The organism is Streptococcus nidrosiense, assembly GCF_042140045.1.
Taxonomy (GTDB): Bacteria; Bacillota; Bacilli; order Lactobacillales; family Streptococcaceae; genus Streptococcus; species Streptococcus nidrosiense.
On the sequence record NZ_CP152419.1, the window covers coordinates 1325276 to 1350474 of the forward strand.

26 protein-coding genes are annotated in these 25199 nt (G+C 39.1%); 13 read left to right on the forward strand and 13 right to left on the reverse strand.

Translation table 11 applies throughout. From position 1 onward, the window contains the following. Positions 1-4 precede the first annotated feature (4 nt). Both nrdE and nrdH read right to left on the reverse strand, forming a co-directional pair. The gene (nrdE, locus tag AAFQ93_RS06280) at positions 5-2164 is read right to left on the reverse strand and encodes a class 1b ribonucleoside-diphosphate reductase subunit alpha (RefSeq protein ID WP_223140923.1); all 2160 of its coding nucleotides are present in this window, start codon (positions 2162-2164) and stop codon (positions 5-7) included. Positions 2165-2232: 68 nt separating this feature from the next. After that, complete coding sequence (nrdH, locus tag AAFQ93_RS06285; protein ID WP_000259242.1) at positions 2233-2451, reverse strand: glutaredoxin-like protein NrdH; 219 nt, start codon at positions 2449-2451, stop codon at positions 2233-2235. A gap of 363 nt (positions 2452-2814) precedes the next feature. Between nrdH and AAFQ93_RS06290 the strand changes: the two genes are divergently transcribed. The 3 genes from AAFQ93_RS06290 to udk all read left to right on the forward strand — a co-directional run bounded on the left by AAFQ93_RS06290 (position 2815) and on the right by udk (position 5579). Then, positions 2815-3078, forward strand: coding sequence for a phosphocarrier protein HPr (locus AAFQ93_RS06290; protein WP_000146952.1), 264 nt, complete (start codon positions 2815-2817; stop codon positions 3076-3078). 4 nt (positions 3079-3082) lie between these two features. After that, complete coding sequence (gene ptsP / locus AAFQ93_RS06295) at positions 3083-4816, forward strand: phosphoenolpyruvate--protein phosphotransferase (protein WP_223140924.1); 1734 nt, start codon at positions 3083-3085, stop codon at positions 4814-4816. Positions 4817-4940: 124 nt separating this feature from the next. Beyond that, positions 4941-5579: a uridine kinase gene (gene udk, locus AAFQ93_RS06300; RefSeq protein ID WP_007555045.1), complete on the forward strand. Its 639-nt coding sequence runs from the start codon at positions 4941-4943 to the stop codon at positions 5577-5579. Positions 5580-5771: 192 nt separating this feature from the next. Here udk and AAFQ93_RS06305 read toward each other — a convergent pair whose 3' ends face one another. Genes AAFQ93_RS06305 through AAFQ93_RS06315 form a run of 3 tightly spaced genes read right to left on the reverse strand, consistent with a single transcriptional unit; the run spans position 5772 to position 7571 of the window. Continuing rightward, positions 5772-6335, reverse strand: a complete 564-nt coding sequence (locus AAFQ93_RS06305; RefSeq protein WP_001042711.1) for an ECF transporter S component — start codon at positions 6333-6335, stop codon at positions 5772-5774. Beyond that, positions 6319-6870 (reverse strand): phosphopantothenoylcysteine decarboxylase, encoded by a 552-nt coding sequence (coaC, locus tag AAFQ93_RS06310; RefSeq protein ID WP_375554948.1) that lies wholly within the window; start codon positions 6868-6870, stop codon positions 6319-6321. Before coaC ends, AAFQ93_RS06305 begins: the two co-directional genes overlap by 17 nt. An 11-nt stretch (positions 6871-6881) precedes the next feature. Continuing rightward, the gene (locus AAFQ93_RS06315; protein ID WP_375554949.1) at positions 6882-7571 is read right to left on the reverse strand and encodes a phosphopantothenate--cysteine ligase; all 690 of its coding nucleotides are present in this window, start codon (positions 7569-7571) and stop codon (positions 6882-6884) included. A gap of 232 nt (positions 7572-7803) precedes the next feature. On the opposite strand from AAFQ93_RS06315, the gene AAFQ93_RS06320 reads away from it, so the two are divergent. Further along, a complete protein-coding gene (locus AAFQ93_RS06320; RefSeq protein WP_375554950.1) occupies positions 7804-9474 on the forward strand; it encodes a formate--tetrahydrofolate ligase in 1671 nt (556 codons plus the stop codon). 90 nt (positions 9475-9564) lie between these two features. Here the strand turns inward: AAFQ93_RS06320 and lysS are convergent, their stop codons facing one another. From lysS to AAFQ93_RS06345, 5 genes are all read right to left on the reverse strand, one after another. After that, positions 9565-11055: a lysine--tRNA ligase gene (gene lysS, locus AAFQ93_RS06325; protein WP_375554951.1), complete on the reverse strand. Its 1491-nt coding sequence runs from the start codon at positions 11053-11055 to the stop codon at positions 9565-9567. 134 nt (positions 11056-11189) lie between these two features. Further along, positions 11190-11816, reverse strand: coding sequence for a histidine phosphatase family protein (locus AAFQ93_RS06330; RefSeq protein WP_375554952.1), 627 nt, complete (start codon positions 11814-11816; stop codon positions 11190-11192). Beyond that, positions 11813-12298 (reverse strand): aminoacyl-tRNA deacylase, encoded by a 486-nt coding sequence (locus AAFQ93_RS06335; protein WP_070460391.1) that lies wholly within the window; start codon positions 12296-12298, stop codon positions 11813-11815. Before AAFQ93_RS06335 ends, AAFQ93_RS06330 begins: the two co-directional genes overlap by 4 nt. After that, a complete protein-coding gene (locus AAFQ93_RS06340; RefSeq protein ID WP_045763897.1) occupies positions 12298-13140 on the reverse strand; it encodes a DUF368 domain-containing protein in 843 nt (280 codons plus the stop codon). Before AAFQ93_RS06340 ends, AAFQ93_RS06335 begins: the two co-directional genes overlap by 1 nt. 109 nt (positions 13141-13249) lie before the next feature. Further along, positions 13250-14050: a glycoside hydrolase family 25 protein gene (locus AAFQ93_RS06345; protein WP_375554953.1), complete on the reverse strand. Its 801-nt coding sequence runs from the start codon at positions 14048-14050 to the stop codon at positions 13250-13252. A gap of 156 nt (positions 14051-14206) precedes the next feature. Between AAFQ93_RS06345 and glmU the strand changes: the two genes are divergently transcribed. From glmU to AAFQ93_RS06385, 8 genes are all read left to right on the forward strand, one after another. Beyond that, positions 14207-15586: a bifunctional UDP-N-acetylglucosamine diphosphorylase/glucosamine-1-phosphate N-acetyltransferase GlmU gene (gene glmU, locus AAFQ93_RS06350; protein WP_375554954.1), complete on the forward strand. Its 1380-nt coding sequence runs from the start codon at positions 14207-14209 to the stop codon at positions 15584-15586. 9 nt (positions 15587-15595) lie between these two features. After that, the gene (locus tag AAFQ93_RS06355) at positions 15596-16159 is read left to right on the forward strand and encodes an NUDIX hydrolase (protein ID WP_375554955.1); all 564 of its coding nucleotides are present in this window, start codon (positions 15596-15598) and stop codon (positions 16157-16159) included. Beyond that, positions 16152-16463 carry a cell wall synthase accessory phosphoprotein MacP gene (gene macP, locus AAFQ93_RS06360; RefSeq protein WP_060955683.1) on the forward strand — a complete coding sequence of 104 codons (312 nt, stop codon included), beginning with the start codon at positions 16152-16154 and terminating at the stop codon, positions 16461-16463. Before AAFQ93_RS06355 ends, macP begins: the two co-directional genes overlap by 8 nt. 10 nt (positions 16464-16473) lie before the next feature. Then, positions 16474-17169: a 5'-methylthioadenosine/adenosylhomocysteine nucleosidase gene (locus AAFQ93_RS06365; protein WP_070460397.1), complete on the forward strand. Its 696-nt coding sequence runs from the start codon at positions 16474-16476 to the stop codon at positions 17167-17169. A 293-nt stretch (positions 17170-17462) separates the two neighbouring features. After that, entirely contained in the window at positions 17463-19751 is a 2289-nt protein-coding gene (pcrA, locus tag AAFQ93_RS06370; RefSeq protein ID WP_375554956.1) for a DNA helicase PcrA, read from the forward strand. Positions 19752-20065: 314 nt separating this feature from the next. Further along, on the forward strand, positions 20066-20326 hold the full coding sequence (locus AAFQ93_RS06375; RefSeq protein ID WP_375554957.1) for a SemiSWEET family transporter: 261 nt from the start codon (positions 20066-20068) through the stop codon (positions 20324-20326). A gap of 105 nt (positions 20327-20431) precedes the next feature. Further along, on the forward strand, positions 20432-21133 hold the full coding sequence (locus AAFQ93_RS06380) for a response regulator transcription factor (RefSeq protein WP_375554958.1): 702 nt from the start codon (positions 20432-20434) through the stop codon (positions 21131-21133). Beyond that, positions 21130-22008, forward strand: coding sequence for a sensor histidine kinase (locus tag AAFQ93_RS06385; protein WP_375554959.1), 879 nt, complete (start codon positions 21130-21132; stop codon positions 22006-22008). Before AAFQ93_RS06380 ends, AAFQ93_RS06385 begins: the two co-directional genes overlap by 4 nt. Positions 22009-22047: 39 nt before the next feature. On the opposite strand, the gene AAFQ93_RS06390 is transcribed toward AAFQ93_RS06385, so the two are convergent. From AAFQ93_RS06390 to AAFQ93_RS06400, 3 genes are all read right to left on the reverse strand, one after another. Next, positions 22048-22806: an ABC transporter permease gene (locus AAFQ93_RS06390; protein ID WP_375554960.1), complete on the reverse strand. Its 759-nt coding sequence runs from the start codon at positions 22804-22806 to the stop codon at positions 22048-22050. A 10-nt stretch (positions 22807-22816) separates the two neighbouring features. Continuing rightward, positions 22817-23725, reverse strand: coding sequence for an ATP-binding cassette domain-containing protein (locus tag AAFQ93_RS06395; protein WP_375554961.1), 909 nt, complete (start codon positions 23723-23725; stop codon positions 22817-22819). Positions 23726-23888: 163 nt separating this feature from the next. Beyond that, the gene (locus AAFQ93_RS06400; protein ID WP_375554962.1) at positions 23889-24698 is read right to left on the reverse strand and encodes a Cof-type HAD-IIB family hydrolase; all 810 of its coding nucleotides are present in this window, start codon (positions 24696-24698) and stop codon (positions 23889-23891) included. 251 nt (positions 24699-24949) lie between these two features. Here AAFQ93_RS06400 and AAFQ93_RS06405 point away from each other — a divergent pair, with 251 nt between their 5' ends. Beyond that, positions 24950-25171 (forward strand): SP_0924 family bacteriocin-like peptide, encoded by a 222-nt coding sequence (locus AAFQ93_RS06405; RefSeq protein ID WP_375554963.1) that lies wholly within the window; start codon positions 24950-24952, stop codon positions 25169-25171. Positions 25172-25199 lie beyond the last annotated feature (28 nt).

Below are 25199 nucleotides of genomic sequence, written 5' to 3' on the forward strand. Positions count from 1 at the left end.
TGAATTAAATCACACAGCTCTCACATTGGTTAGCACCGACTTCTCCACCATCATCTGTAAAGGTACGGACGTAGTAGATAGACTTGATACCTTTGTTGAAGGCATAGTTACGAAGGATAGACAAGTCACGTGTCGTTTGTTTGTTTTCTTTCTTCCATTCGTAAAGGCCTGTCGGAATATCACTACGCATGAAGAGAGTGAGTGAAAGTCCTTGGTCAACGTGCTCGGTTGCAGCAGCATAAACATCAATGACCTTACGCATATCCATGTCATAAGCAGAAGTGTAGTAAGGGATTGTTTCTGTTGACAAACCAGCAGCAGGATAGTAAATCTTACCGATTTTCTTCTCTTGGCGTTCTTCGATACGTTGCGTGATTGGGTGGATAGAAGCAGAAACATCGTTGATGTAGCTGATAGAACCATTTGGCGCTACAGCAAGTCGGTTTTGGTGGTAAAGTCCATCTGCTTTAACTTTATCACGAAGTTCAGCCCAGTCAGCAGCAGTAGGGATAAAAATATCTTTGAAAAGTTCTTTAACACGGTCTGATTTCGGAAGAAATTCGCTAGTCAAATACTTATCAAAGTAGCTACCGTTAGCATAGTCTGATTTCTCAAAGTTATGGAAGGTAACACCACGTTCACGTGCGATGTTGTTTGACTCAACCAAGGTCCAGTAGTTCATAAGCATGAAGTAGATGCTTGTAAATTCAACAGACTCAGGCGATCCGTATTCGATCAATTGTTGCGCAAGGTAGCTGTGAAGTCCCATGGCACCAAGACCAAAGGTATGAGCTTGGCTGTTTCCGTGGTCGATTGTAGGAACAGCTACGATGTGTGAACTATCTGTAACGAAAGTAAGGGCACGAACCATAGCACGGATGGAGCGACCAAAGTCAGGTGAAGTCATCATGTTGACCACGTTTGTTGAACCAAGGTTACATGAGACATCAGTACCCATTTTTAGGAATTCTTGAGCATCGTTGATAAGACTTGGTTCTTGGACTTGAAGAATCTCTGAACACAAGTTGCTCATGATAATCTTACCATCAACTGGATTTGCGCGGTTAGCAGTATCAATGTTGACCACATAAGGATAGCCAGATTCTTGTTGCAATTTAGAAATCTCAGTTTCCAAATCACGCGCCTTGATTTTTGTCTTACGGATGTTTGGATTTGCAACTAGCTCATCGTATTTTTCTGTGATATCGATGTAGTTGAAAGGTACGCCATACTCTTTTTCTACAGAATATGGGCTAAATAGGTACATTTCTTCATTCTTACGAGCTAATTCGTAGAATTTATCTGGTACAACAACACCAAGTGAAAGGGTCTTGACACGCACTTTTTCGTCCGCATTTTCCTTCTTAGTTGAAAGGAAGGCGATGATATCTGGGTGGAAGACATTGAGGTAAACAACTCCAGCACCTTGACGTTGACCGAGTTGGTTAGAGTAAGAGAAGCTGTCTTCGAAAAGCTTCATAACTGGTACAACACCAGAAGCAGCACCCTCATATCCTTTAATAGGAGCTCCAGCTTCACGAAGGTTGCTGAGGGAAATTCCCACACCACCACCGATACGTGAAAGTTGAAGAGCTGAGTTGATAGAACGTCCGATAGAGTTCATATCATCTGTTACCTGGATCAAGAAACAAGATACCAACTCACCACGACGAGCACGACCTGCATTCAAGAAAGAAGGAGTAGCAGGTTGATAACGTTGGTGGATAATTTCATTAGCAATATCAATGGCAATCGCTTCATCACCATCCGCAAAGTAAAGAGCGTTAAAGAAGACACGGTCTTCCATGCTTTCAAGGTAGTATTCTCCGTCATTAGTTTTCAGAGCATACTGATTATAGAATTTATAGGCAGCCATGAAAGACTTAAACTGGAAGTTTTGATCCTTGATAAATTGGTGTAGTTCTTCCAAAAATTCTGGACGGTATTTCTTGATAAATGCTGTTTCAATGTAGTTATGCTCAATGAGGAAGTTGATTTTATCCGTAATTGAGTTAAAAAACATTGTATTTGGTACAACATTTTCTTTAAAGAAGGCTTCTAAAGCTTCCTTGTCTTTGTGAAGCATGATTTGTCCATTAACAGGACGGTTAATTTCATTATTAAGACGGAAGTAAGTCACATCTTCAAGTTGTTTTAATCCCATAAAAAATCCTTTATCTAATTACAAAAGAAAGGCTTCTAAGGTAGACATAGAAGCTTTTGTCCTGATTCTTAAGCAAGTTGTTTGAGTTTACCTGGTTGGAAACCAGAGAAAACTTCTGTTGGTGTCTGAATAATAGGAGCAGCACTAAAGCCAAGCTCTTTTACTTGATCAATGTATTCAGGTTGTTCATCAAGATTGATTTCTTTATATTCAACATTATTACTGTCTAAAAAACGTTTCGTCATTTTACATTGGACACAGTTGTTTTTAGAATATACGGTTACCATTTCTGTAACTCCTCTTTAAAAAATTATTACTTTCTTAGTATATCAGAAAAAAAAACTTTGTCAACTTTCTAAAACTAAATCTTGTGTACTTATTTTACTGATTTTACCAACAAACACAATATATAGTGTAGCATTGAAAAATAATTACAGAAAAAGCAATGATTTCATTATAGGTGTCTCGACAAAAACTACATACTGTGTTTTGCTAGATTTAATAGAAGATTTTCAGCAAGTTATCTGAAAGGAAATTGAAGAAAGTCCATAAAATACTTGAAAAATATCAATGAAGGTGATATAATACTAAATTGTAAGGGTTATCAGATATGTAACTCAACAAGAAAACTATTAAAGGAGAGTCAAACTATGGCTTCTAAAGATTTCCACGTAGTGGCAGAAACAGGTATTCACGCACGTCCAGCAACATTGTTGGTACAAACTGCTAGCAAATTTGCTTCAGATATCACTCTTGAGTACAAAGGTAAATCAGTTAACCTTAAATCTATCATGGGTGTAATGAGCCTTGGTGTTGGTCAAGGTGCTGACGTTACAATCACTGCTGAAGGTGCAGACGCTGATGACGCTATCGCTGCAATCTCAGAAACAATGGAAAAAGAAGGATTGGCATAAGGAAATGACAGAAATGCTTAAAGGAATCGCAGCATCTGACGGTGTTGCAGTTGCAAAAGCATATCTACTCGTTCAACCGGATTTATCATTCGAGACTGTTACAGTCGAAGATACAAATGCAGAAGAGGCTCGTTTGGATGTTGCTCTTGAAGCTTCTCAAAACGAGCTTTCTCTTATCCGCGAGAAGGCTGTAGGTACGCTTGGTGAAGAAGCGGCACAAGTATTTGACGCCCACTTGATGGTTCTTGCTGACCCTGAATTGATCGGTCAAATCAAAGAAACTATCCGTGCTAAGAAAGTGAATGCAGAAGCAGGTCTGAAAGAAGTTACAGATATGTTTATCACAATCTTCGAAGGCATGGAAGACAACCCATACATGCAAGAACGTGCAGCGGATATCCGTGACGTAACAAAACGTGTATTGGCTAACCTCCTTGGTAAAAAATTGCCAAACCCAGCTTCTATCAATGAAGAAGTAATCGTGATTGCTCACGACTTGACTCCATCTGATACAGCTCAATTGGACAAAAACTTTGTAAAAGCTTTTGTAACAAACATTGGTGGACGTACAAGTCACTCAGCTATCATGGCTCGTACACTTGAAATCGCTGCAGTTTTGGGTACAAACAACATCACTGAAATCGTTAAAGATGGTGACCTACTTGCCGTTAATGGTATTACAGGTGAAGTGATTATTAACCCTACTGACGAACAAGCGGCTGAGTTTAAAGCAGCTGGTGAAGCTTACGCTCAACAAAAAGCTGAGTGGGCACTCTTGAAGGATGCTCAAACAGTTACTGCTGACGGTAAACACTTCGAATTGGCAGCAAACATTGGTACTCCAAAAGACGTTGAAGGTGTTAATGACAATGGTGCAGAAGCTGTCGGTCTTTACCGTACAGAGTTCTTGTACATGGATTCTCAAGACTTCCCAACTGAAGACGAGCAGTACGAAGCATACAAGGCTGTTCTTGAAGGAATGAACGGTAAACCAGTTGTTGTCCGTACAATGGATATCGGTGGTGACAAGGAACTTCCTTACTTCGATATGCCACATGAAATGAACCCATTCCTTGGATTCCGTGCTCTTCGTATCTCTATCTCTGAAACAGGAGATGCAATGTTCCGCACTCAAATCCGTGCTCTTCTTCGTGCTTCTGTACACGGTCAATTGCGTATCATGTTCCCGATGGTTGCGCTTTTGAAAGAATTCCGTGCAGCTAAAGCAGTCTTCGATGAAGAAAAAGCTAACCTTCTTGCTGAAGGTGTTGCAGTTGCGGATGACATCCAAGTTGGTATCATGATCGAAATTCCTGCAGCAGCTATGCTTGCAGACCAATTTGCAAAAGAAGTTGATTTCTTCTCAATTGGTACAAACGACTTGATCCAATACACAATGGCGGCAGACCGTATGAACGAACAAGTTTCATACCTTTACCAACCATACAACCCATCAATCCTTCGTTTGATCAACAACGTTATCAAAGCAGCTCACGCTGAAGGTAAATGGGCTGGTATGTGTGGTGAAATGGCTGGTGACCAAACAGCTGTTCCACTTCTTGTCGGAATGGGCTTGGATGAGTTCTCTATGTCAGCAACATCTGTACTTCGTACACGTAGCTTGATGAAGAAACTCGACACTGCTAAAATGCAAGAATACGCTAACCGTGCTCTTACTGAATGTTCAACAATGGAAGAAGTTCTTGAACTTTCTAAAGAATACGTTAACTTCGATTAATCAATTACAAATCCTTGTAGCTTCTAGCTATGAGGATTTTTTCTTCTATTTTCTAGAAAACTCCATCTGTAAAATTTATCAAAAATATGGTAAAATAGACAAGGGAAAAAACAAGGAGGCTACAATGCAAAATAGACCAATCATTATCGGAGTAACAGGTGGATCTGGAGGAGGAAAGACAAGTGTATCTAAAGCAATCTTGTCACATTTTCCAAATGAGAAAATCTCTATGATTGAGCATGATTCCTACTATAAAGATCAATCTCATTTAACCTTTGAAGAGCGTATCAAGACCAACTATGACCATCCTTTTGCTTTTGATACTGATTTGATGATTGAGCAAATCAAAGAGTTGTTGGCAGGTCGTCCAGTTGATATTCCTACCTATGATTATGCTGCCCATACTAGAAGTTCTAAAACCTACCGTCAAGAACCTCAGGATGTCTTTATCGTAGAAGGAATCTTGGTTTTGGAGGACAAACGACTTCGTGATTTGATGGATATCAAGATTTTCGTAGATACAGATGATGATGTTCGTATCATTCGCCGTATTAAACGTGATATGGAAGAACGTGGTCGTAGCCTGGATAGCGTTATTGACCAGTATCTTGGTGTGGTAAAACCCATGTATCATCAATTTATTGAGCCAACAAAGCGTTATGCAGATATCGTTATTCCAGAAGGAGTAACCAACACAGTAGCTATCGATTTGCTGACAACAAAGATTGAAAAGATTTTAGAAGAAGCACGTCTAGCCCAATAATAAGTAGATAAAAGGCTATGGGAAAGTAATTATTTTTCCAAGATTGAAGCTTTTTCCCATATTGGTGAGTCTTTACAATCAAGTTTTTCGATAATTTCGTCAAAGGGACTTTTAGGAGTCTGTAATCTTAATTAAATACAGAGTCAGTTACTTGGGGTAAATAAAAATCGAGGCCGGGATTCTCCCGACCTCTTATTTTTTGATTTTTTCAAGTCTCGGAACAATAACTAGGGTAAGTATTGCTGAGATTATGAGTTCTGCGATAGAATTTGTTGAGATAACAGTAGCTAATAGTTTTTGGATATTTCCGTCAAAAACATTTCCAAAGAGGAAGAAGATTCCGCCTAGTACAAATACAGTATTTGTGAGGGAACCGAGTGCTCCCGCGAAGATGAGCCCAGCCTTGTTTTTGAGGAGTTTATAGACAAAGTATGGAGTTAAACCAATAAGGATGCGTGGTACAATCGCAATAACTAGGGAGTAGATGTTACCGTTTGGTACAAATGGAGAGAAAAGGTAGCTGGTTGGGAGAATTGTGATTGTATTGACTGTCAAGCTAATCATCCCCATCAAGAAACCTAAGATGGCTCCAATCCGTGGCCCGTAGATGATACTAGCAATGATGACTGGAATATGGACAATGGTTGGTTTAATTGGAAATGGCAAGACATTAAAGACAATAGAGCTCAGCAGATGAATGACGATCATGCTGGCAAAAAAGATAGCAATAGGAGCAATATTAGAGCGTTTGTTCATGAAGTTTTTCCTTTATCAGTTGTAAAATAGTATCAAGATCAGCAAGAGCACCCCGTCCTACATCGCCACAGGCCAGTAGGGATTCTTTAGGAGAAATAATTGTATAACCATAAGTTTCCAAAGTATTTAGGTTTGTTTGAGTTGCTGGATGGTCATACATTTTGATATTCATAGCAGGTGCCACTAGTTTTGGAACATAGTGGGGCAAGGCAAGAGCGGTAGCAGTCACCATATTATCTGCGAAACCGTGTGCTAGTTTTGCAATCGTATTAGCAGTTGCAGGGGCAAGAATAAATAAGTCTGTTTCTTTGCCAAGCTCGATATGATTGACTTTGTCAGGATATGGTTCCTGCATAAGATCGAGATGAACTGTATTTTGAGATAAGACTTGAAGGGTTAAAGGTTGGATAAAGGCAGTTGCAGCCTGGGTCATAAGTACCGTAACAGAATGCCCCTGTTTCTTCAAGTTACTAACCAAATCAGTAGCCTTATATGCAGCAATAGATCCAGTAATAGCAATTGTAATACGAGCCATAATTTTCCTTTCTAACAGTCAAATCCTTGAATTCTCTTGACTAAAAAGTTAGCAATTTCTTGCTTGCTAGTAGCAATCTGATAATCCTTTTCTTCTACTAGATAAGCCAGGTGCTGATTCGCATTAATCTGAGTGAGGTCATTAGCGACAATCAAATCAGCTTGATTCTTTTTAAGACTTTCTCTAGCGACTTGAATCAGATGCTCCTCAGTAACATCGACAAGGAGTTTAAAGCCAATGAGATGGATACTTGGATTCCATTCTTTAACAAGAGAAATAATCTTTGGGTTTTTCTTGAGAAATAGGACTTGCACCTCATCCTTAGAAGAAATCTTTGTTTCCGTATTTTTCTTATGCAAAAAATCACTTAAATCTTGGCTTGCTTGAACTTCATCGAGACCAGTCATGTAAACAGGACTATAGTCAGAGACTGCCATGGAATGGATCAAGACTTGATAATCAGGGACAATTCGTTTCATCTCTTGGAGTAAATCGGAAGTGTTTTGGATTTCAATCATAGTCAAATTCGGGTGTAGTTCTGGCTTTAATGCTTGTCTCGTAGTAATCAGACAAACTTGGTGACCAGCATTTAGTAAAGTCTCAGTTATTACTTTACCAAGTCTACCAGTAGAGTGATTGGTAACGGAGCGAACTTGATCTATTGCTTCGCTTGTACCACCAGATGTAACTAAAATTTTCATAGAACTATTGTACAAAAAAATGAGCAGTAAGTAAAATGAAAGCGATAAAATATTATGTAAAATCCTAACTTTAAACTATAGTTAAAACTTATAAATGCATATAAAAATTTAAATAGTAACCAATAAATCCTTTGAGGACGCTATATTTACGAACGTTATCAAGCTTTATGACTGTTAAAAATCTTATTTTATGATATAATGAATTAACACATTTGAGGTAGAGGAGTTTGTTATGAAAACAGATATTGAAATTGCACAAAGTATCGAATTAAAACCAATAGTTGATGTTGTTGAGAAACTTGGTATTTCATACGATGATTTGGAGTTGTATGGAAAATATAAGGCTAAACTAAGCTTTGATAAGATTCGTGAAGTGGAAAGTAATCCAGTCGGTAAATTGATCCTGGTTACAGCTATCAACCCAACACCTGCTGGTGAAGGAAAATCAACTATCACTATCGGACTTGCTGATGCTTTGAATAAGATTGGTAAGAAAACCATGATTGCTATCCGTGAACCATCTCTTGGTCCTGTTATGGGGATTAAAGGTGGGGCTGCTGGTGGTGGTTATGCACAAGTTTTACCAATGGAAGACATCAACCTTCACTTTACTGGTGATATGCATGCTATTACAACTGCAAATAATGCTCTCTCTGCCTTGATTGACAATCACTTGCACCAAGGAAATGAGCTTGGAATCGATCAGCGTCGTATTCTCTGGAAACGTGTGGTTGACTTGAACGACCGCGCTCTTCGTCACGTGACAGTTGGACTTGGTGGTCCACTTAATGGTATTCCACGCGAAGATGGATTTGACATCACTGTGGCTTCAGAAATCATGGCTATCCTTTGCTTGGCAACTGATATTGAAGATTTAAAACGTCGTTTGGCCAATATCGTTATCGGTTACCGTTATGACCGTACACCTGTTTCAGTGGGTGATCTACAGGTTGAAGGTGCCTTGGCGTTGATTTTGAAAGATGCTATCAAACCGAACTTGGTTCAAACCATCTATGGAACACCTGCCTTTGTACATGGTGGACCATTTGCCAATATCGCCCATGGTTGTAACTCAGTTTTGGCAACGAAAACGGCTCTACGTTTAGCAGATTACACAGTGACAGAAGCAGGTTTTGGTGCAGATCTTGGTGCTGAGAAATTCCTGGATATCAAAACTCCAAACTTGCCAACTTCACCAGATGCAGTAGTCATTGTAGCGACTCTTCGTGCCCTTAAAATGAATGGTGGAGTTGCTAAAGATGCTCTGACAGAGGAAAATGTGGAAGCAGTACGTGCTGGATTTGCAAACTTGAAACGCCACGTTGAGAATATCCGTAAGTTTGGTATTCCAGCAGTTGTTGCTATCAATGAATTTGTATCTGATACAGAAGCTGAAATCGCAGCCTTGAAAGAACTTTGTGCTTCAATCGATGTTCCAGTTGAATTAGCTAGCGTATGGGCTGATGGAGCTGAAGGAGGAGTGGCTTTGGCTGAAACTCTCGTCAAAACAATTGACGAAAACCCAGCTAACTATACACGTTTGTATGACAACGACCTTTCTGTTCAAGAAAAGATTGAAAAGATTGTCACTGAAATCTATCGTGGTAGCAAAGTAAATTTCGAGAAGAAAGCTCAAACTCAAATCGCACAAATCGTACAAAATGGTTGGGACAAATTGCCAATCTGTATGGCAAAAACTCAATACAGTTTCTCAGACAATCCAAATGCTCTTGGAGCCCCTGAAAACTTTGAAATTACTATTCGTGAATTGGTACCAAAACTTGGCGCAGGCTTCATCGTTGCCTTAACTGGTGATGTCATGACCATGCCAGGACTTCCAAAACGACCAGCTGCTCTCAACATGGATGTTGAAAGTGATGGAACTGTTCTTGGATTATTCTAATTGAACAACAAAAAGACAAGCTCAAAATCGAGTTTGTCTTTTATATTAATACTAAAAAATCTCCTAGAATGTGACTAGGAGATTTGTATTTTATTTCATAGTTGGGAAAAGCAATACATCACGGATAGTAGTAGTATCAGTGAGGAGCATGCAGAGACGGTCGATACCAATTCCCAAACCACCTGTTGGCGGCATACCGTATTCAAGGGCTTCGATGTAGTCGTAGTCAATGCCTGTCGCTTCATCGTCACCAAGTTCTTTGGCTTTGGCTTGAGCTTCAAAACGGCTAAGCTGGTCGATTGGGTCATTCAACTCAGTAAAGGCATTTCCGTATTCTTTAGTCATGATGAAGAGTTCAAAACGGTCGGTAAAGCGCTCATCTTCAGGATTCTTCTTAGCAAGTGGAGATACAGCTACTGGATGACCATAGACAAAGGTAGGTTGAATCAAAGTTTCTTCAACAAATTCTTCAAAGAAAGCATTGATGATATGACCAACTTCAGTGTAGTGTTTTTCAACTGGAACTTTCTTCTCAGCAGCGATTGCCTTAGCTTCTTCCAAAGTCATATCTTTCCAGAAATCAACACCTGTAATTTCCTTGATTGCATCAACCATGTGTACACGTTTAAATGGTTCATTGATCTTGATCTCAGTTCCTTGATAGTTGACTGGACCATCACCTTTAACTGATTTAGCAGCGTGTTGGATAATGCCTTCAGTTAAGTCCATAATGTCTTGGAAGTCTGCATAAGCTTGGTAAACTTCGATAGAAGTGAACTCAGGGTTGTGGGTAGCATCCATTCCTTCGTTACGGAAGATACGGCCAATCTCATAAACACGTTCCATACCACCGACGATAAGACGTTTCAAGTGAAGTTCAGTCGCGATACGAAGCACCATGTCAATGTTTTGAGCATTGTGGTGAGTGATGAATGGACGAGCTGCAGCACCTCCTGCTTCGTTGTGAAGAACAGGTGTTTCCACTTCAAGGAAGCCTTTTTGGTCAAGGTAACGACGGATTTCGGAAATGATTTTTGAACGAGTAACAAAGCGTTCAAAGCTTTCACGGTTTGAAATCAAATCAAGGTAACGTTTACGGTAAATAGTTTCAACGTCTGAAAGTCCGTGGAATTTCTCAGGCAATGGACGAAGGGCTTTAGACAAGTGCGTGATATGAGTCGCCTTGATAGAGAGTTCTCCCATATCTGTACGCATCACTTCACCTTCGACACCAAGGAAGTCTCCTAAGTCAGCCTTTTTAAAGATTTCGTAGTTTTCTTCACCGACAGCATCTTTACGAACGTAGATTTGGATTTGACCTTCGCGGTCTTGAAGGTGGGCAAATCCAACCTTACCTTTACCACGTTTGGTAACAAGACGACCTGCAATAGTAGCAGTTTCGTTCAATTCATGTAGTTGTTCCTTATCGAGGTCAGCATATTTATCTTTTAATTCTTGTGAGTTAGCAGTGCGTTCAAATCGTTTACCGAATGGGTCGATTCCTTGTTCGCGGAGCGCAGCCATTTTTTCACGGCGAACAATCTGCTGGTCATTTAGTTCTTCCATATGTTCTGTTGACATTTTTTCCTCCTAGTTTTTACTCAATACTTGATACGATGAGTCTTTTTTGCGATACTCCCATTTTATCATAAAAGTCAAATAAATTCACGGATATTCTACAAAATCTAAAAAGAACTTAACAGTGATTGTTAAGTTCAGTTATTATCTTGATAAGAAGTGTCGTTCCATACTAATAGGTTGAAGTTTGTAAAGTCTTGGGTTTCCAGAATAGTAACACTAGCATTTGCTAGACCCCCATCTTTTCTAAGTAGCGGAGTATCATATCCTAGAAGAGTTCGAATACTGGCTGTGAGATTGGCTCCGTGACCAACAATCATGACATGTTCAAAAGGTTTGGACTCTAATGATTTGACAAATTGAGTGGTACGCTGAGTTGTTTGATAGACAGACTCTGCACCAAACAAAGTCGAATCAAACTTAGCTAGATTGGTACGAAAAGCTTTTAATTGCTCGGGATAGATGGCTTCTAAGGTTGCAAATTTTGCTCCTTCAAGTTTCCCGAGTTGCCACTCTCTTAGAGAGGCTATTTCTACTATAGGACAGCTGTCTTTCAGTTGACTTTGGATAATTTGAGCAGAAGTTTTAGCCCGAGGAAGATCACTAGAATAAATCACATCAAATGGAGTTTCTTGGAGATACTGCCCCAATTTTTTTAAGGTCTCAATGGATTCCTCAAGGAGTGGAGAGTCACCACTTGCTCCTTGAAAACGTCCCTCAAGATTCCAAAGTGTTTTACCGTGACGAATAAAATAGAATTTCATGTGTTACTTGCCTCCAAGATATCTGCAAATTCAGCTTTAACAAAGGGTGCTAGATCTTGAGGATTGATAATGATACTATGACCAACCTCCCCTGCAGAAACAATCATTTCATTTAATTTAAGCGCAGTTTGGTCGATAAAGATAGGATAGTTATGTTTTTGACGAATCCCAACTGGATTATTGGCACCGTGGATATAGCCTGTTGTTTTTTCTAGGTCTTTTTGTGGAATCATGCTGACTTTCTTATTACCAGAAATCTTAGCCAGTTTCTTTTCAGAAAGGTGTTCAGTGATAGGAAGGATGCCGATAATGGGTCCAGTCTTATCTCCCAGAAGTGCTAGAGTCTTGAAAATTTGACTCTTTTCATAACCTTGAGGCATCTCACCTTCCAAGGCATTAATTTGAATACCCGTATGGTTTATTCCTGCCTTGGTTAAAATTTGTTGGACCAAGGTTTTCTTAACTTTTACTTTTTTTGCCATTATTTATACTTATCCTCCAATTGACTCATCCAGATTCCCAACCAAATCCCTAGTGCGAAGAAGAAAGCAATCAGTACATATGAAACTAGTGACAAACCACTGTAACTAATACTTTCAGCATTGCCAGCGTTTGGAATAAGAATCAAGAGGGTACTTGATAGTACAATTCCAATGATAAAATGATACACACGTGAGTGATATAGGCGAAGAGCGTAGTCCATGAATTTTGAAAAGATAATCAGAGTGATAAGAAGCCCAATCCCAATTGGTAAGAAGGTTCCTAACAAATCAAAAGTTTTGAACCCTGTTAACATAGGGCCATAAAGGCCAAGAATCAACAGAAGATTGGAAGGACTAAGCCCTGGAACCAAAATTCCAAGCGCCAACAAACAACCAGCCAGTGTAAAGTTAAGGAAGCTTGCAGATAGAGAACCAACTACAAAATTCAAGGCGTAGAGGGCAAGACCTGAGATGATGAAGGTTGCCCAAAACCATATGTGGTCAACCTTATCTCTATCAGAATCACGAGTTGATTCTTTGACAAGACTTGGGATGGTACCAATGATAGCTCCAGCAAAACTCCACAATACATAAACTTGATAATTTTCTAAAAGATACTCAATTGGATAAGAGAAAAGTCCGATGCCCAGTAACATCCCAATACCGACAGGAAGGAAAAAGAGCACATCTTCTTTTAAATTCTTAAAAGGATGAGCAAGAAAACGAATCATTCTCTCATAAATTCCCAAGATAGCGGCAAGAACGCCACCAGAAATCCCTGGTAGAATGAAACCTAGGGCGATTACAATTCCTTTAATAATTTTTGATAGCCATGATAACATAGAGGGCCTCCGAGATTTATATTCTATATAGATAAAACAGTGATTTAATACTGAAAAATAAAGAAAAGCAAGCAGAAAGCAATGTCTGACTTGCTTATTGTGATAGTGATTAAGGATTTAAAAACAATTTTCTAAAGGTTTCTTCCTTGTTCTTTGATGAAGAAATAAGGTTCAAATCGAGGTGATGTTCAAATCCACCAAGATTTCCATGGGAAGTGTATTGGTGAAGGTCGTAGCTAAGATCTGTTTTTGGAGCACTCTCATAGTGACCTGAGTTGGTTCCATAGGAAGGTATCCAGATAGCCGAGTAATTATCAACGCTGATACTATGTTCCTCCATAAAGTAAACACCAACATAGATACCAATATTTTTTGCTCCCAATGAAGCTAATTTGGCACGAAAGGCCTCAACTCCCTGATTCATGTCAGACATTGTCTTTTCTTCAACATCCAACCAATAGTAGCTAGGATTGTAAGGAGAAGCAGCGTTATAGAAGGCTTCAGCAGCTTTTTCCATTTCTTCGACATTTTTTCCAGCTACATAGGCGTAAACAGCAACTGGAATATTCCGTTTTTGGAATTCAGTGATATGTTCTTTATAAGCCTTATCGACTCCATTTTTATAGGCAGCGTCATTTTCTTCAGAAACTTGAGCTCCACTATGAACCCGAACAATCGCACCTGAAATATTTTGAGTTAAGGTGTCATAATTAATCTCAGATGGTCTTTGCCAGCCAGAAACATCAATAATCGGCTTGTTGATATTATGTAAAGCTTGAGTTTCTACTTGAACTGGATTTTGCTTTGTTTTGACTGGATGGTCTTCAAACTTGGGTCTGTTAATGATTAAAATACCCACGATAGTCGCTAATACAGTAAAAATAAAAACAGGATTTATTTTCTTTCTCATACTTTTATAGTGTATCGTAAATGGTGAAAAAAATCAAAAAAAAATACTCGAAATCATGTAGAGAATGCGATGTTTTAAAGCATTTGCCCTCTTTTGTGTTTGAATGAACAAATTTATGATATAATATAAGGGAATTTCTATAGAAAAGAGAAAAATATGTCAAATTATGCAGTTATTTTAGCAGCGGGTAAAGGTACTCGTATGAAATCAGATCTACCAAAAGTCATGCACAAGGTTGCAGGAATTTCTATGCTGGAGCATGTTTTTCGTAGTGTAGGGGCAATCAAGCCTGAAAAAACAGTAACGGTTGTTGGTCATAAGGCAGAATTAGTGGAGCAAGTTTTAGCTGGTCAAACTGATTTTGTAAGACAGTCTGAGCAATTAGGAACTGGTCATGCGGTTATGATGGCTGAGCCAATTCTTGAAGGACTTTCCGGACAAACATTGGTTATTGCTGGTGATACACCACTAATTACCGGTGAAAGTCTAAAGAACTTGATTGATTTCCACGTTAATCACAAGAACGTAGCTACAATTCTTACTGCAGAAGCTGAAGATCCGTTTGGTTATGGTCGTATTGTTCGTAACGAGAATGCTGAAGTGCTTCGTATCGTGGAGCAGAAGGATGCGACTGATTTTGAAAAACAAATCAAGGAGATCAATACAGGAACCTATGTCTTTGATAATGCTCGTCTCTTTGAAGCTTTGAAAAATATCAATACCAACAACGCTCAAGGCGAATACTACATCACTGATGTCATCGGCATTTTCCGTGAAGCAGGAGAGAAAGTCGGCGCTTATACTCTTAAAGACTTCGATGAGAGTCTAGGTGTAAATGACCGTGTTGCCCTTGCAACAGCTGAAGGTATTATGCGTCGCCGTATTAACCAAGCGCATATGGTCAATGGGGTTAGTTTTGTGAATCCTGAAGCTACTTACATTGACATTGATGTTGAGATCGCTCCAGAAGTTCAAATCGAAGCAAATGTAACCCTCAAAGGTTCTAGTAAGATTGGTGCAGGAACTATTTTGACCAACGGAACTTATATCTTTGATAGTAGTATCGGTTCAGGGACAGTGATTACCAATTCAATGATTGAGGAAAGCTCAGTTGCTGATGGCGTTACAGTTGGCCCTTATGCTCATATCCGTCCAGGATCAAGCCTTGCAAAAGATGTGCATATTGGAAACTTTGTTGAAGTCAAAGGTTCAAGCATTGGTGAAAATACCAAGGCAGGTCATTTAACTTATATTGGTAACTGTGAGGTTGGTAGTGATGTCAACTTCGGTGCAGGAACGATTACTGTAAATTACGATGGTCAACACAAGTTTAAAACAACCATTGGAAACAATGTTTTCGTTGGATCTAATTCAACTATCATTGCTCCAGTAGAACTTGGAGATAACTCTCTTGTTGGAGCAGGTTCAACCATTACTAAAGATGTCCCAGCTGATGCCATTGCTATTGGACGAGGTCGTCAAGTCAATAAGGATGAATATGCAACTCGCCTCCCTCATCATCCTAATAATAAATAGGAGCTAACGATGGAATTCGAAGAAAAGACTATAAGTCGTAAAGAAATCTATAAAGGACCGATCTTCCAATTGGTTCAAGACCAGGTTGAACTACCTTCTGGCAAAGGTAGAGCGCAACGTGATTTGATTTTCCACAATGGAGCAGTTTGTGTCCTTGCAGTCACTCCAGAAAATAAGATTGTCCTTGTTAAACAATATCGCAAGGCGATTGAAAAAGTTTCTTATGAAATTCCTGCAGGTAAACTTGAAATCGGGGAGAATGCAGAACCAGAAGCAGCAGCCCTTCGTGAATTAGAGGAAGAGGCAGCCTATACTGGAAAATTAAGCCTTCTCTATGATTTTTACTCAGCGATTGGATTTTGTAACGAGCGCTTAAAACTTTACTTGGCAAGCGATTTGACAAAAGTTGAAAATCCTCGTCCTCAGGATGAAGATGAGACTTTGGAGTTACTTGAAGTCACTCTTGACCAAGCTAAAGCACTGATCCAGTCAGGAGATATTTGTGATGCCAAGACCATCATGGCTATCCAGTACTGGGAATTACAAAAAAATAGTGGAGGAACCCATGGGTAAACCTTTATTAACAGATGAAATGATTGAACGTGCCAATCGAGGAGAGGACATCTCAGGTCCTCCCTTGCTAGATGATGAGGAAACTAAGATTTTACCGACTTCTTCTCAAAATTTTGGCTATTCACGAACCAGAGATCATGGTTTTAGCCAGGATACACTGACCATCGAAGTTGAACCTTCTATTCACAAAAGTCGTCGGATTGAAAATACTAAGAGAAATGTCTTTAATTCTAAATTGAATAAAATTCTATTTGCAGTTATTTTTCTCTTGATTTTGTTGATTCTAGCAATGAGATTTATTTAAGGGGTCTATCATGAAAATTGGAATTATAGCAGCTATGCCAGAAGAGCTAGTTTACTTGATTCAACACTTGGACGATGCCAGCGAAGAAAAGGTTCTGGGAAACAGCTATCATACTGGTAAGATTGGTTCTGCCGAGCTTGTACTTGTAGAGAGTGGAATCGGAAAAGTCATGTCTGCTATGAGTGTCGCTATCTTAGCGGATCACTTTCAGGTGGATGCAGTGATTAATACTGGATCTGCTGGTGCAGTGGCAAATGGGATTGCAGTAGGCGATGTAGTGATTGCAGACAAGCTTGCCTATCACGATGTTGATGTGACTGCCTTTGGCTATGATTACGGTCAAATGGCTCAACAGCCTCTCTATTTTGAATCAGACAAAAAGTTTATCAGTTTGATTCAAGAGAGTTTGTCTAAACTGGAACAAACTTGGCATTTAGGTTTGATTGCGACAGGAGATAGTTTTGTTGCTGGAGAAGATAAAATCAAAGCGATAAAAGAGCACTTCCCTCAAGTTCTTGCTGTAGAGATGGAAGGGGCAGCTATTGCTCAAGCAGCTCATGCTTTGAACCTACCTTTCTTAGTCGTTCGTGCCATGAGTGACAATGCCAACCATGAAGCATCCGTTTCCTTTGATGAATTTATCGTAGAAGCAGGACGTCGTTCTGCCCAAGCCCTAATGACGCTTTTGCAGTCTATAAAGGATTAATAGAATAATTACTGAGAGTGGGACAGAAATCGGTAATTCGTTAGAATTCGATTTCGTCGTCCCACCTCCGCACAGTTGAGTAGGGCTGTAAAAGCTGATGAAATCAGCGTAGTAGAGCCCTACTCAACCACTGCGTCTTGCTCGACAATCTAAAGAGAATTGAGAGGCTAGGACTTTTGTCCCAGCCTCTTCTTGTCTTGCCAACTAAAATAATCAGAAGGCTTCTGAGAAAAGTTATTTTCAAACTTTTTTGATATAATAGAAACATTGACTTGAAGAATAAGGAAGAGAAAATGAACGAATTATTAAAGGGAATGAATGACCGTCAAGCTGAGGCTGTTCAAACGACTGAAGGTCCGTTGCTGATCATGGCGGGTGCTGGATCTGGTAAGACTCGTGTTTTAACCCACCGTATTGCCTACTTAATTGATGAAAAGATGGTAAACCCATGGAATATCTTGGCCATTACCTTTACCAATAAGGCGGCACGTGAAATGAAGGAGCGTGCTTATGGGCTCAACCCAGCTACTCAGGACTGTTTGATTGCGACCTTCCACTCTATGTGTGTGCGTATCCTACGTCGTGATGCTGACCACATTGGCTATAATCGCAATTTCACGATTGTGGATCCAGGGGAGCAGCGAACGCTCATGAAACGTATTCTCAAGCAGTTGAACTTGGATCCTAAAAAATGGAATGAACGCACCATTTTGGGAACCATTTCCAATGCTAAGAATGATCTGATTGACGATGTGGCTTATGCTGCCCAGGCAGGAGATATGTACACGCAAATTGTAGCTAAGTGTTATACGGCCTATCAGAAAGAACTTCGTCAGTCAGAGTCGGTGGACTTTGATGACTTAATCATGTTGACCTTGCGTCTCTTTGACCAAAATCCTGATGTTTTGACTTATTATCAGCAGAAGTTCCAGTACATCCACGTTGATGAGTATCAAGATACCAACCATGCCCAGTATCAATTAGTTAAACTCCTGGCTTCACGCTTTCAAAATATCTGTGTAGTTGGGGATGCAGACCAGTCTATCTATGGTTGGCGTGGTGCTGATATGCAGAATATCTTGGACTTTGAGAAGGATTATCCTCAAGCCAAAGTTGTTTTGTTGGAGGAAAATTACCGTTCGACCAAGACCATCCTCCAAGCTGCTAATGATGTTATCAAAAACAATAAAAATCGCCGTCCAAAGAATTTATGGACTCAAAATGCGGATGGGGAACAGATTGTCTACTATCGTGCTAATGATGAACAAGACGAGGCTGTCTTTGTAGCCAAAACCATCGATGAACTTGGTCGAAGCCAAAACTTCCTCCACAAGGATTTTGCAGTTCTTTACCGTACCAATGCCCAATCTCGTACTATTGAAGAAGCTTTGCTTAAGTCCAATATTCCTTATACCATGGTTGGTGGAACAAAATTCTACAGCCGTAAGGAAATTCGTGATATTATCGCTTATCTGAATCTCATTGCCAATTTGAGTGACAATATCAGTTTTGAACGCATCATCAATGAACCTAAACGTGGCATTGGTCCTGGAACAGTAGAGAAAATTCGTGACTTTGCCAACGTACAAAATATGTCTATGCTAGATGCCTCAGCTAACATCATGTTATCAGGAATTAAAGGTAAGGCAGCCCAGTCTATCTGGGATTTTGCAAATATGATTCTGGATTTGAGGGAGCAACTAGACCAATTAAGCATTACTGAGTTAGTGGAAGCAGTCTTGGAAAAGACAGGCTACGTGGATATTCTCAATGCCCAGGCGACTTTGGAAAGCAAGGCTCGGGTTGAAAATATCGAGGAGTTCCTTTCTGTTACCAAGAATTTCGATGATAATCCAGATAATCAGGAAGAGGAAACTGGACTAGATAAGCTCAGTCGCTTCCTCAATGACTTGGCCTTGATTGCAGATACAGACTCTGGCAGTCAGGAAACATCAGAAGTAACCTTGATGACGCTCCATGCTGCCAAGGGACTGGAGTTTCCAGTTGTATTCTTGATTGGGATGGAAGAAAATGTCTTTCCGCTTAGTCGTGCAGCAGAAGACATGGATGAATTGGAAGAAGAACGTCGTCTAGCCTATGTTGGTATCACGCGCGCAGAGAAAATTCTCTATTTTACTAATGCTAACTCACGCTTGCTGTTTGGTCGAACGAACTATAATCGCCCAACACGCTTTATCAATGAGATTAGTTCAGATTTGTTAACTTATCAAGGTTTGGCTCGTCCAGCTAATAGTAGCTTCAAAGCATCTTATAGCAGTGGTGGTGTCGCCTTTGGTCAAGGCATGAGCCTAGCTCAAGCTCTACAAGATCGCAAACGCAACGCAGCACCAAGATCAATTGACTCAAAAGGACTACCTTTTGGACAGTTTGCTACTGGATCAAAATCAACTTCAAGTGAAACCAGCTGGTCTATTGGTGATATTGCCCTTCATAAGAAGTGGGGCGAAGGAACTGTTCTAGAAGTTTCAGGAAATGGATCTACTCAGGAATTGAAAATCAATTTCCCAGAAGTCGGCCTTAAAAAACTTTTAGCCAGTGTAGCACCGATTGAGAAGAAGTAAGTTTTCTAAATGAATAATATTGAGGTTGGGACAAAAGATTCCGACCTCACTTTTTATTAGCAATCAAACTTTGACGCGGTAGCTGATTGAACTTTTTGTTCGTCTTTTAGACTCCAAAAAGCTCCTAATCATCCTCGCGGGGCTGGGACTACGAAATCGAGACTTTGTCTATCGATTTCTGTCCCACCGCCATTTTTACGAATACTCTTATCACAATCTTGTGATAATTTACAAGTTTTTAACAAATAGCTTTTTAAACTTCACTATTTTTAAAAAAAGTATATAATGGAAAATGTTTTTGAAAGGAGAAAAAAATGACTGAAAAACAAATGAAAACTTTAGGTTGGATTGCAACCTTTATGTCTGTAATGATGTATGTCTCTTATATTCCTCAAATTATGAACAACCTTGCGGGTCAAAAAGGGAATTTTATCCAACCAGCAGTAGCTGCACTTAACTGCAGTCTTTGGGTTTACTACGGTCTCTTTAAAAAAGAACGTGATATTCCTTTGTCAGCAGCAAATGCTCCAGGTATTGTTTTTGGACTTATTACCGCATTGACAGCTTTAATTTAATATAGATAATGAACTCTTCTTCGCATTTAACTATGAAGGAGAGTTTTTCTTTATCCGAAATTCCTAAAAAAACATGATATAATACTATTAGAAAGGTTGGTGTTTATGGCTAGAATACTTATCGTTGAAGATAATAATGAGATTCAAGAAATTTTGAGAACTCTTCTTTCTAAGGAGCATGAGGTGATTCAGGCTTTTTCTGGCACTGAAGGAATGATTCGATTTGAACAAGGTGACATTGATCTAATCTTGTTAGATATTATGCTTCCAGGAAAAAATGGCGATCAGGTTTTAAAAGCCATTAGACAAGATAGTTCAGTTCCTGTCATCATGCTAACTGCCCTAAGCGATAAAAAGCTCATTAGCCAATATCTCTTAGATGGTGCTAATGATTATATTGTAAAGCCCTTTGATTTGGATGAAATTTTTGCCAGGGTTACGGTACAATTACGTCAAAAAAGTGACAAGCAAGTAGCTGAAATCGAACATCCAGACAAGTTGATTCAACAGTTAAAAAATATTCAATTTGATGCAGATAGTTTTGAAATCAAAAATTGCCAGGAAACTATTCGCCTAGCTAAGAAAGAATGTTTGATTCTACAAACCTTGTTGGGACATCCTAAGAAAATTTTCACGAAAGAAGAACTCTATGAATTAGTTTGGGAGGATACTTATTTACCAGGCGACAATACTCTCAACACTCATTTAAGTAATCTCCGTAAAAAATTAGGACAACTGGATCCAGAGAAAGAGTATATTGAAACTATCTGGGGAGTTGGTGTTCGGTTAAAAGGAGATGAGCAATGATCTATATTTTACTTTCTTTACTATTGCTGGTTATTATCCTATTGACGATAGGGTTGATTCGCTATCATCTAGCACTCGTGAACTTGAGCCAACAAGTTGATGACAAGATTCATACTGGAAGTATGAAGAGAATCGGAGTGTCAACTTTCTCCAAGGATTTTTTACATCTTTACCAGCAAATCAATCATCTCTTTCAAGAAGTTGAGCAGTCACGCTTGATTATGAAGCGTGAAAAGCAGACTTTGGACATGGCTATTAGTAATATTGCCCACGATATTCGGACACCTTTAACGATTGCGTCGGGTTATACTCAGCAATTGCTTAAAACAGAAAATCCTGAGTCTGAGAGTTTGAGAAAAATTGCTCATCATCTCAATCAAGTTTCAAAACGGCTAGAGGCTCTTTTGGACTATCGTCGGTTAATGGAAGGAGCAGTTAAACCTGACTTATCTGAATTAGAAGTCTCGACATTTATGACGCAAAAATTGCTGACCTATTATGATTCTTTTCAGACGGCAAAGATTGACCTTGATTTACAAGTAGAACCTGGTTTGTATTTACTGACAGATTCAGATTTATTAGAACGTTTGTTACAAAATCTTATTGGCAATGTTCTAAAACATGGTAAGGATGAAGCGAGATTTTCTCTGAAGGAAGTGGACAATCATATCTGTTTGGAAATTGCTAATCTGGTTAAACAACCGATTCGCAAAATTGAAAATCTCAGTCAGCGATTTTACTCTGAAAATCTCTCAGATACAGAAGAATCCTCTGGTTTAGGTCTTTATATTACTGAAGAACTTTCCCATCTCCTTGGAGCAGAACTACAACTAAGTACAGATGGTGCTTGGTTTACAGTTAAGATTCTCTTTTAAAACAAAAAACCTCCTCTTTTTGAATAGAGGAGGTCATTTTTATAAGCTTTTCTTCTTGAATACAGCAAGTCCACTGATGGTAAAGAAAAGAATAACAGTCACTGTAACGATAATGGTGTATAGAACAGCTTGACTATAGGCAGTCATGGCATAGGCAACATTTAAGGATAAATAGCGTAAAATCTCAATATCTGGAAATATAAGCATCGGCATTGAAAGCAAGATAGAACTGATTAAATAGCCAATGAAAACAGCCAAATAGGAATGAGTCACATAGAGAATGAAAGAAATAATGGAAAGCCAAGCAAGAAGGCAAAGAAATTGAAGGCCGATCGTTAGAAGGAGATTGTCAATAAATCCTTCTGGCATCGTTCCTACCCCGTTTAGGATAGTTGCTGGTACGAAAGCAATAACTAGGCTAATAAGAATTTGCATTAGAGCGATACTGGCTAATACAACAGATTTGGCTAGGAAGAATTCTGTACGAGAAACCCCTACTGTCAAACTGTTTTTATAGAGTTTTCCGATAAGGTCAACTCCCAGAACGAGGCAAGCAAGGATAATACAGAGAAAAACGAGGTTTGAACCTTGACTAGATGCGTTAATCAGGGCTTGCACACCATTCCAACCTTGGGTTGGAATTTCTGATTCTGGGGGCGTTGTATCAACTGACATTAGATGTCCTGTAGCCCCAATAGTAGCTCCCATTAACATGAGTGCAAAGAGAACAATCTCTGTAATCCAAAAACCTTTGGAACGGAAAAGACGGTAAAAGTCTGCTTGAATTGTATGAATCATGATCTTCCTCCTATTTTACTAATTGTGTGAAGTATTCTTCAAGATTTTGACGAGCATAGTAAATCTCATCAACAGCGATATCTGCTAGAGTAAGTTCTTTGAGAATTCGTTTGACATCTTGTTCATGACTAAAAATATGAATCTCATTATCTGAATTAACAACTTTAAATTCAAGACGCACTTTGTCTTTTAAGATTTGACTAGCTTTTTCTTTTTCGATTGTTTTTAGGACGATATAGTCTTCATTTAGTGTCTCAAATTCGGTCTTACTGATTTCACGAATGATTTTTCCTTGGTCCAGAATTCCAAAGCGATTGGCAACAAGATAAAGTTCTGACAAGATATGACTAGAGATGAGAATGGTCATTCCTTTCTCTTGATTCAGACGTTGTATCATTTGACGAAACTCTTTGATACCGATTGGGTCGAGACCATTGATGGGTTCATCAAGGATGAGAAAGTCTGGTTTTGATAGGAGAGCAATAGCAATGCCTAGACGTTGTTTCATCCCAAGAGAGAAATCTCGAAAAACTTTTCTACCTGTATCTGTTAACCCTACATACTTTAACGTTTCCTGAATGACTTGATCAGAATTTGGGATATGTCGAATAGTACAATAATATTTAAGATTTTGATAGGCCGTTAAATGATTATGAGCTACTGGAGATTCAATGACTGAACCTACTCGAGATAGGGCTTTTGTGCATTCCTTATAACTTTGACTGGAAAAGAGGGAAATAGTTCCATGGTCAGCAGATAATAATTGGGTAATGATTTTAATCAGAGTTGTTTTACCAGCACCATTTTTTCCGATAAGTCCATAGATATCTCCTTCTTTTACTGAGAGATTAAGATCTTGTAGAATAGGTTGTTTGCTAAATTGTTTGGACAAGCCATGGATTTCGAGGACTGTTTTCATAGTTTTCTCCTTTAACCTTTAATATGTTTTATTTTTATAACTCTAGTATAAAGCATAGATATCAAAGAATCGTCAAGCATTTCTAAAGAGTTTCTAAAGTTTTCAAATTTCTAAAAAATAAAAGCCCAGTTGGCTAGAAATACTAGTTGACTGGGCTTATTTTCTATAAAATATATTTCTCAATAGCGCGTGCAACACCATCTTCTTCATTGCTAGAAGTTACGGCATCCGCAATAGATTTGACATAGTCGCTAGCATTTCCCATGGCAATCCCAAGTCCTGCAAATTCTAACATCTCAATGTCGTTATTGGCATCACCCATGGCCATGATTTCAGAAGGTTTGATATCCAAAATCTCAGCCAAACGAGAAAGTGCAGAAGCCTTAGTTGTACCAAGAGGCATTGCTTCATAGATAACTGGTTGAGATCGAACACCGCTAAATCTCTGACAAAGTTCATCAGCAAATCGTTGTTCAAAGTCATCTGTTTGTTCTTTTGTCCCTAAAAACATTCCCTGGAACATACGATATTTACCACTGGTAGCCTCCTCAAGTGAGATTTCAGTCAGCTCAGTAAAGACAAGTGTGGCATCATATTGAACGATAGGATTTGGTTTGCCTCCGAGAACGAAGTAGTGTTCCTCATCAAAGAGAGTCAACTGAACCTCACTCTTTTCAGCAAGGTCATTGAGGTATTCGATGTCAGATTTGCTAAGTTCTCGCCAGTCGACAAGGCTCCAGTCGCTGGTTTGGTGGGTAGAACATCCATTGTTGACGATGACGTATTCATTTTGCAAATCAAGACCGAGTTTCTTGTAGTAGGGAAGAACTCCAAAGAGAGGTCGTCCAGTACATAGAACCAGTTTGACACCTTTTTCGATAGCCTTATGAATGGCATCAATATGAGCCTGAGGAATTTCCTTGGCTTCGTTAAGTAGAGTACCGTCCATATCAAGAGCAAGTAGTTTAATCATAGTATTTCCTTTTCACGTCTTTTGTCTATATTATAGCATATTTTGGAGGAAATAAGGATTACTATGTCAATTTAGGAGGTTTGGATGACAATTTAAGATTTGAAGAAGATAATTGGCAAATATATGCTATACTAAACTTGTCAAAGTTGCAACTAGACAAATATAAAAAAACTAACTTAAAATAGTTTTTTTAAAGTAGGTATGAGTAGCAGATTACTCAACTAATCTGAACCATAACGGAGGAATACATTATGGTTTTAATGAAAAAAAATGTAAATCTAACAAATGAAGAATTAGAGTTGATACAAGGTGGAGCAGATCCCTATGGTAAAAATCCTGGTGGTTGGTTCGATTGGCAAATAGAACCAGTTTTAACTCTGCCGGTTCATGGATTTTGTCCTAGTGGCACTTATGATTTAGGATATATTGGCGGAGGCAATCATCTTTGCAAAGGAAGTGCAGCGAGATTTTAAGTAAAATTTATTAGTAATATGACGAAAC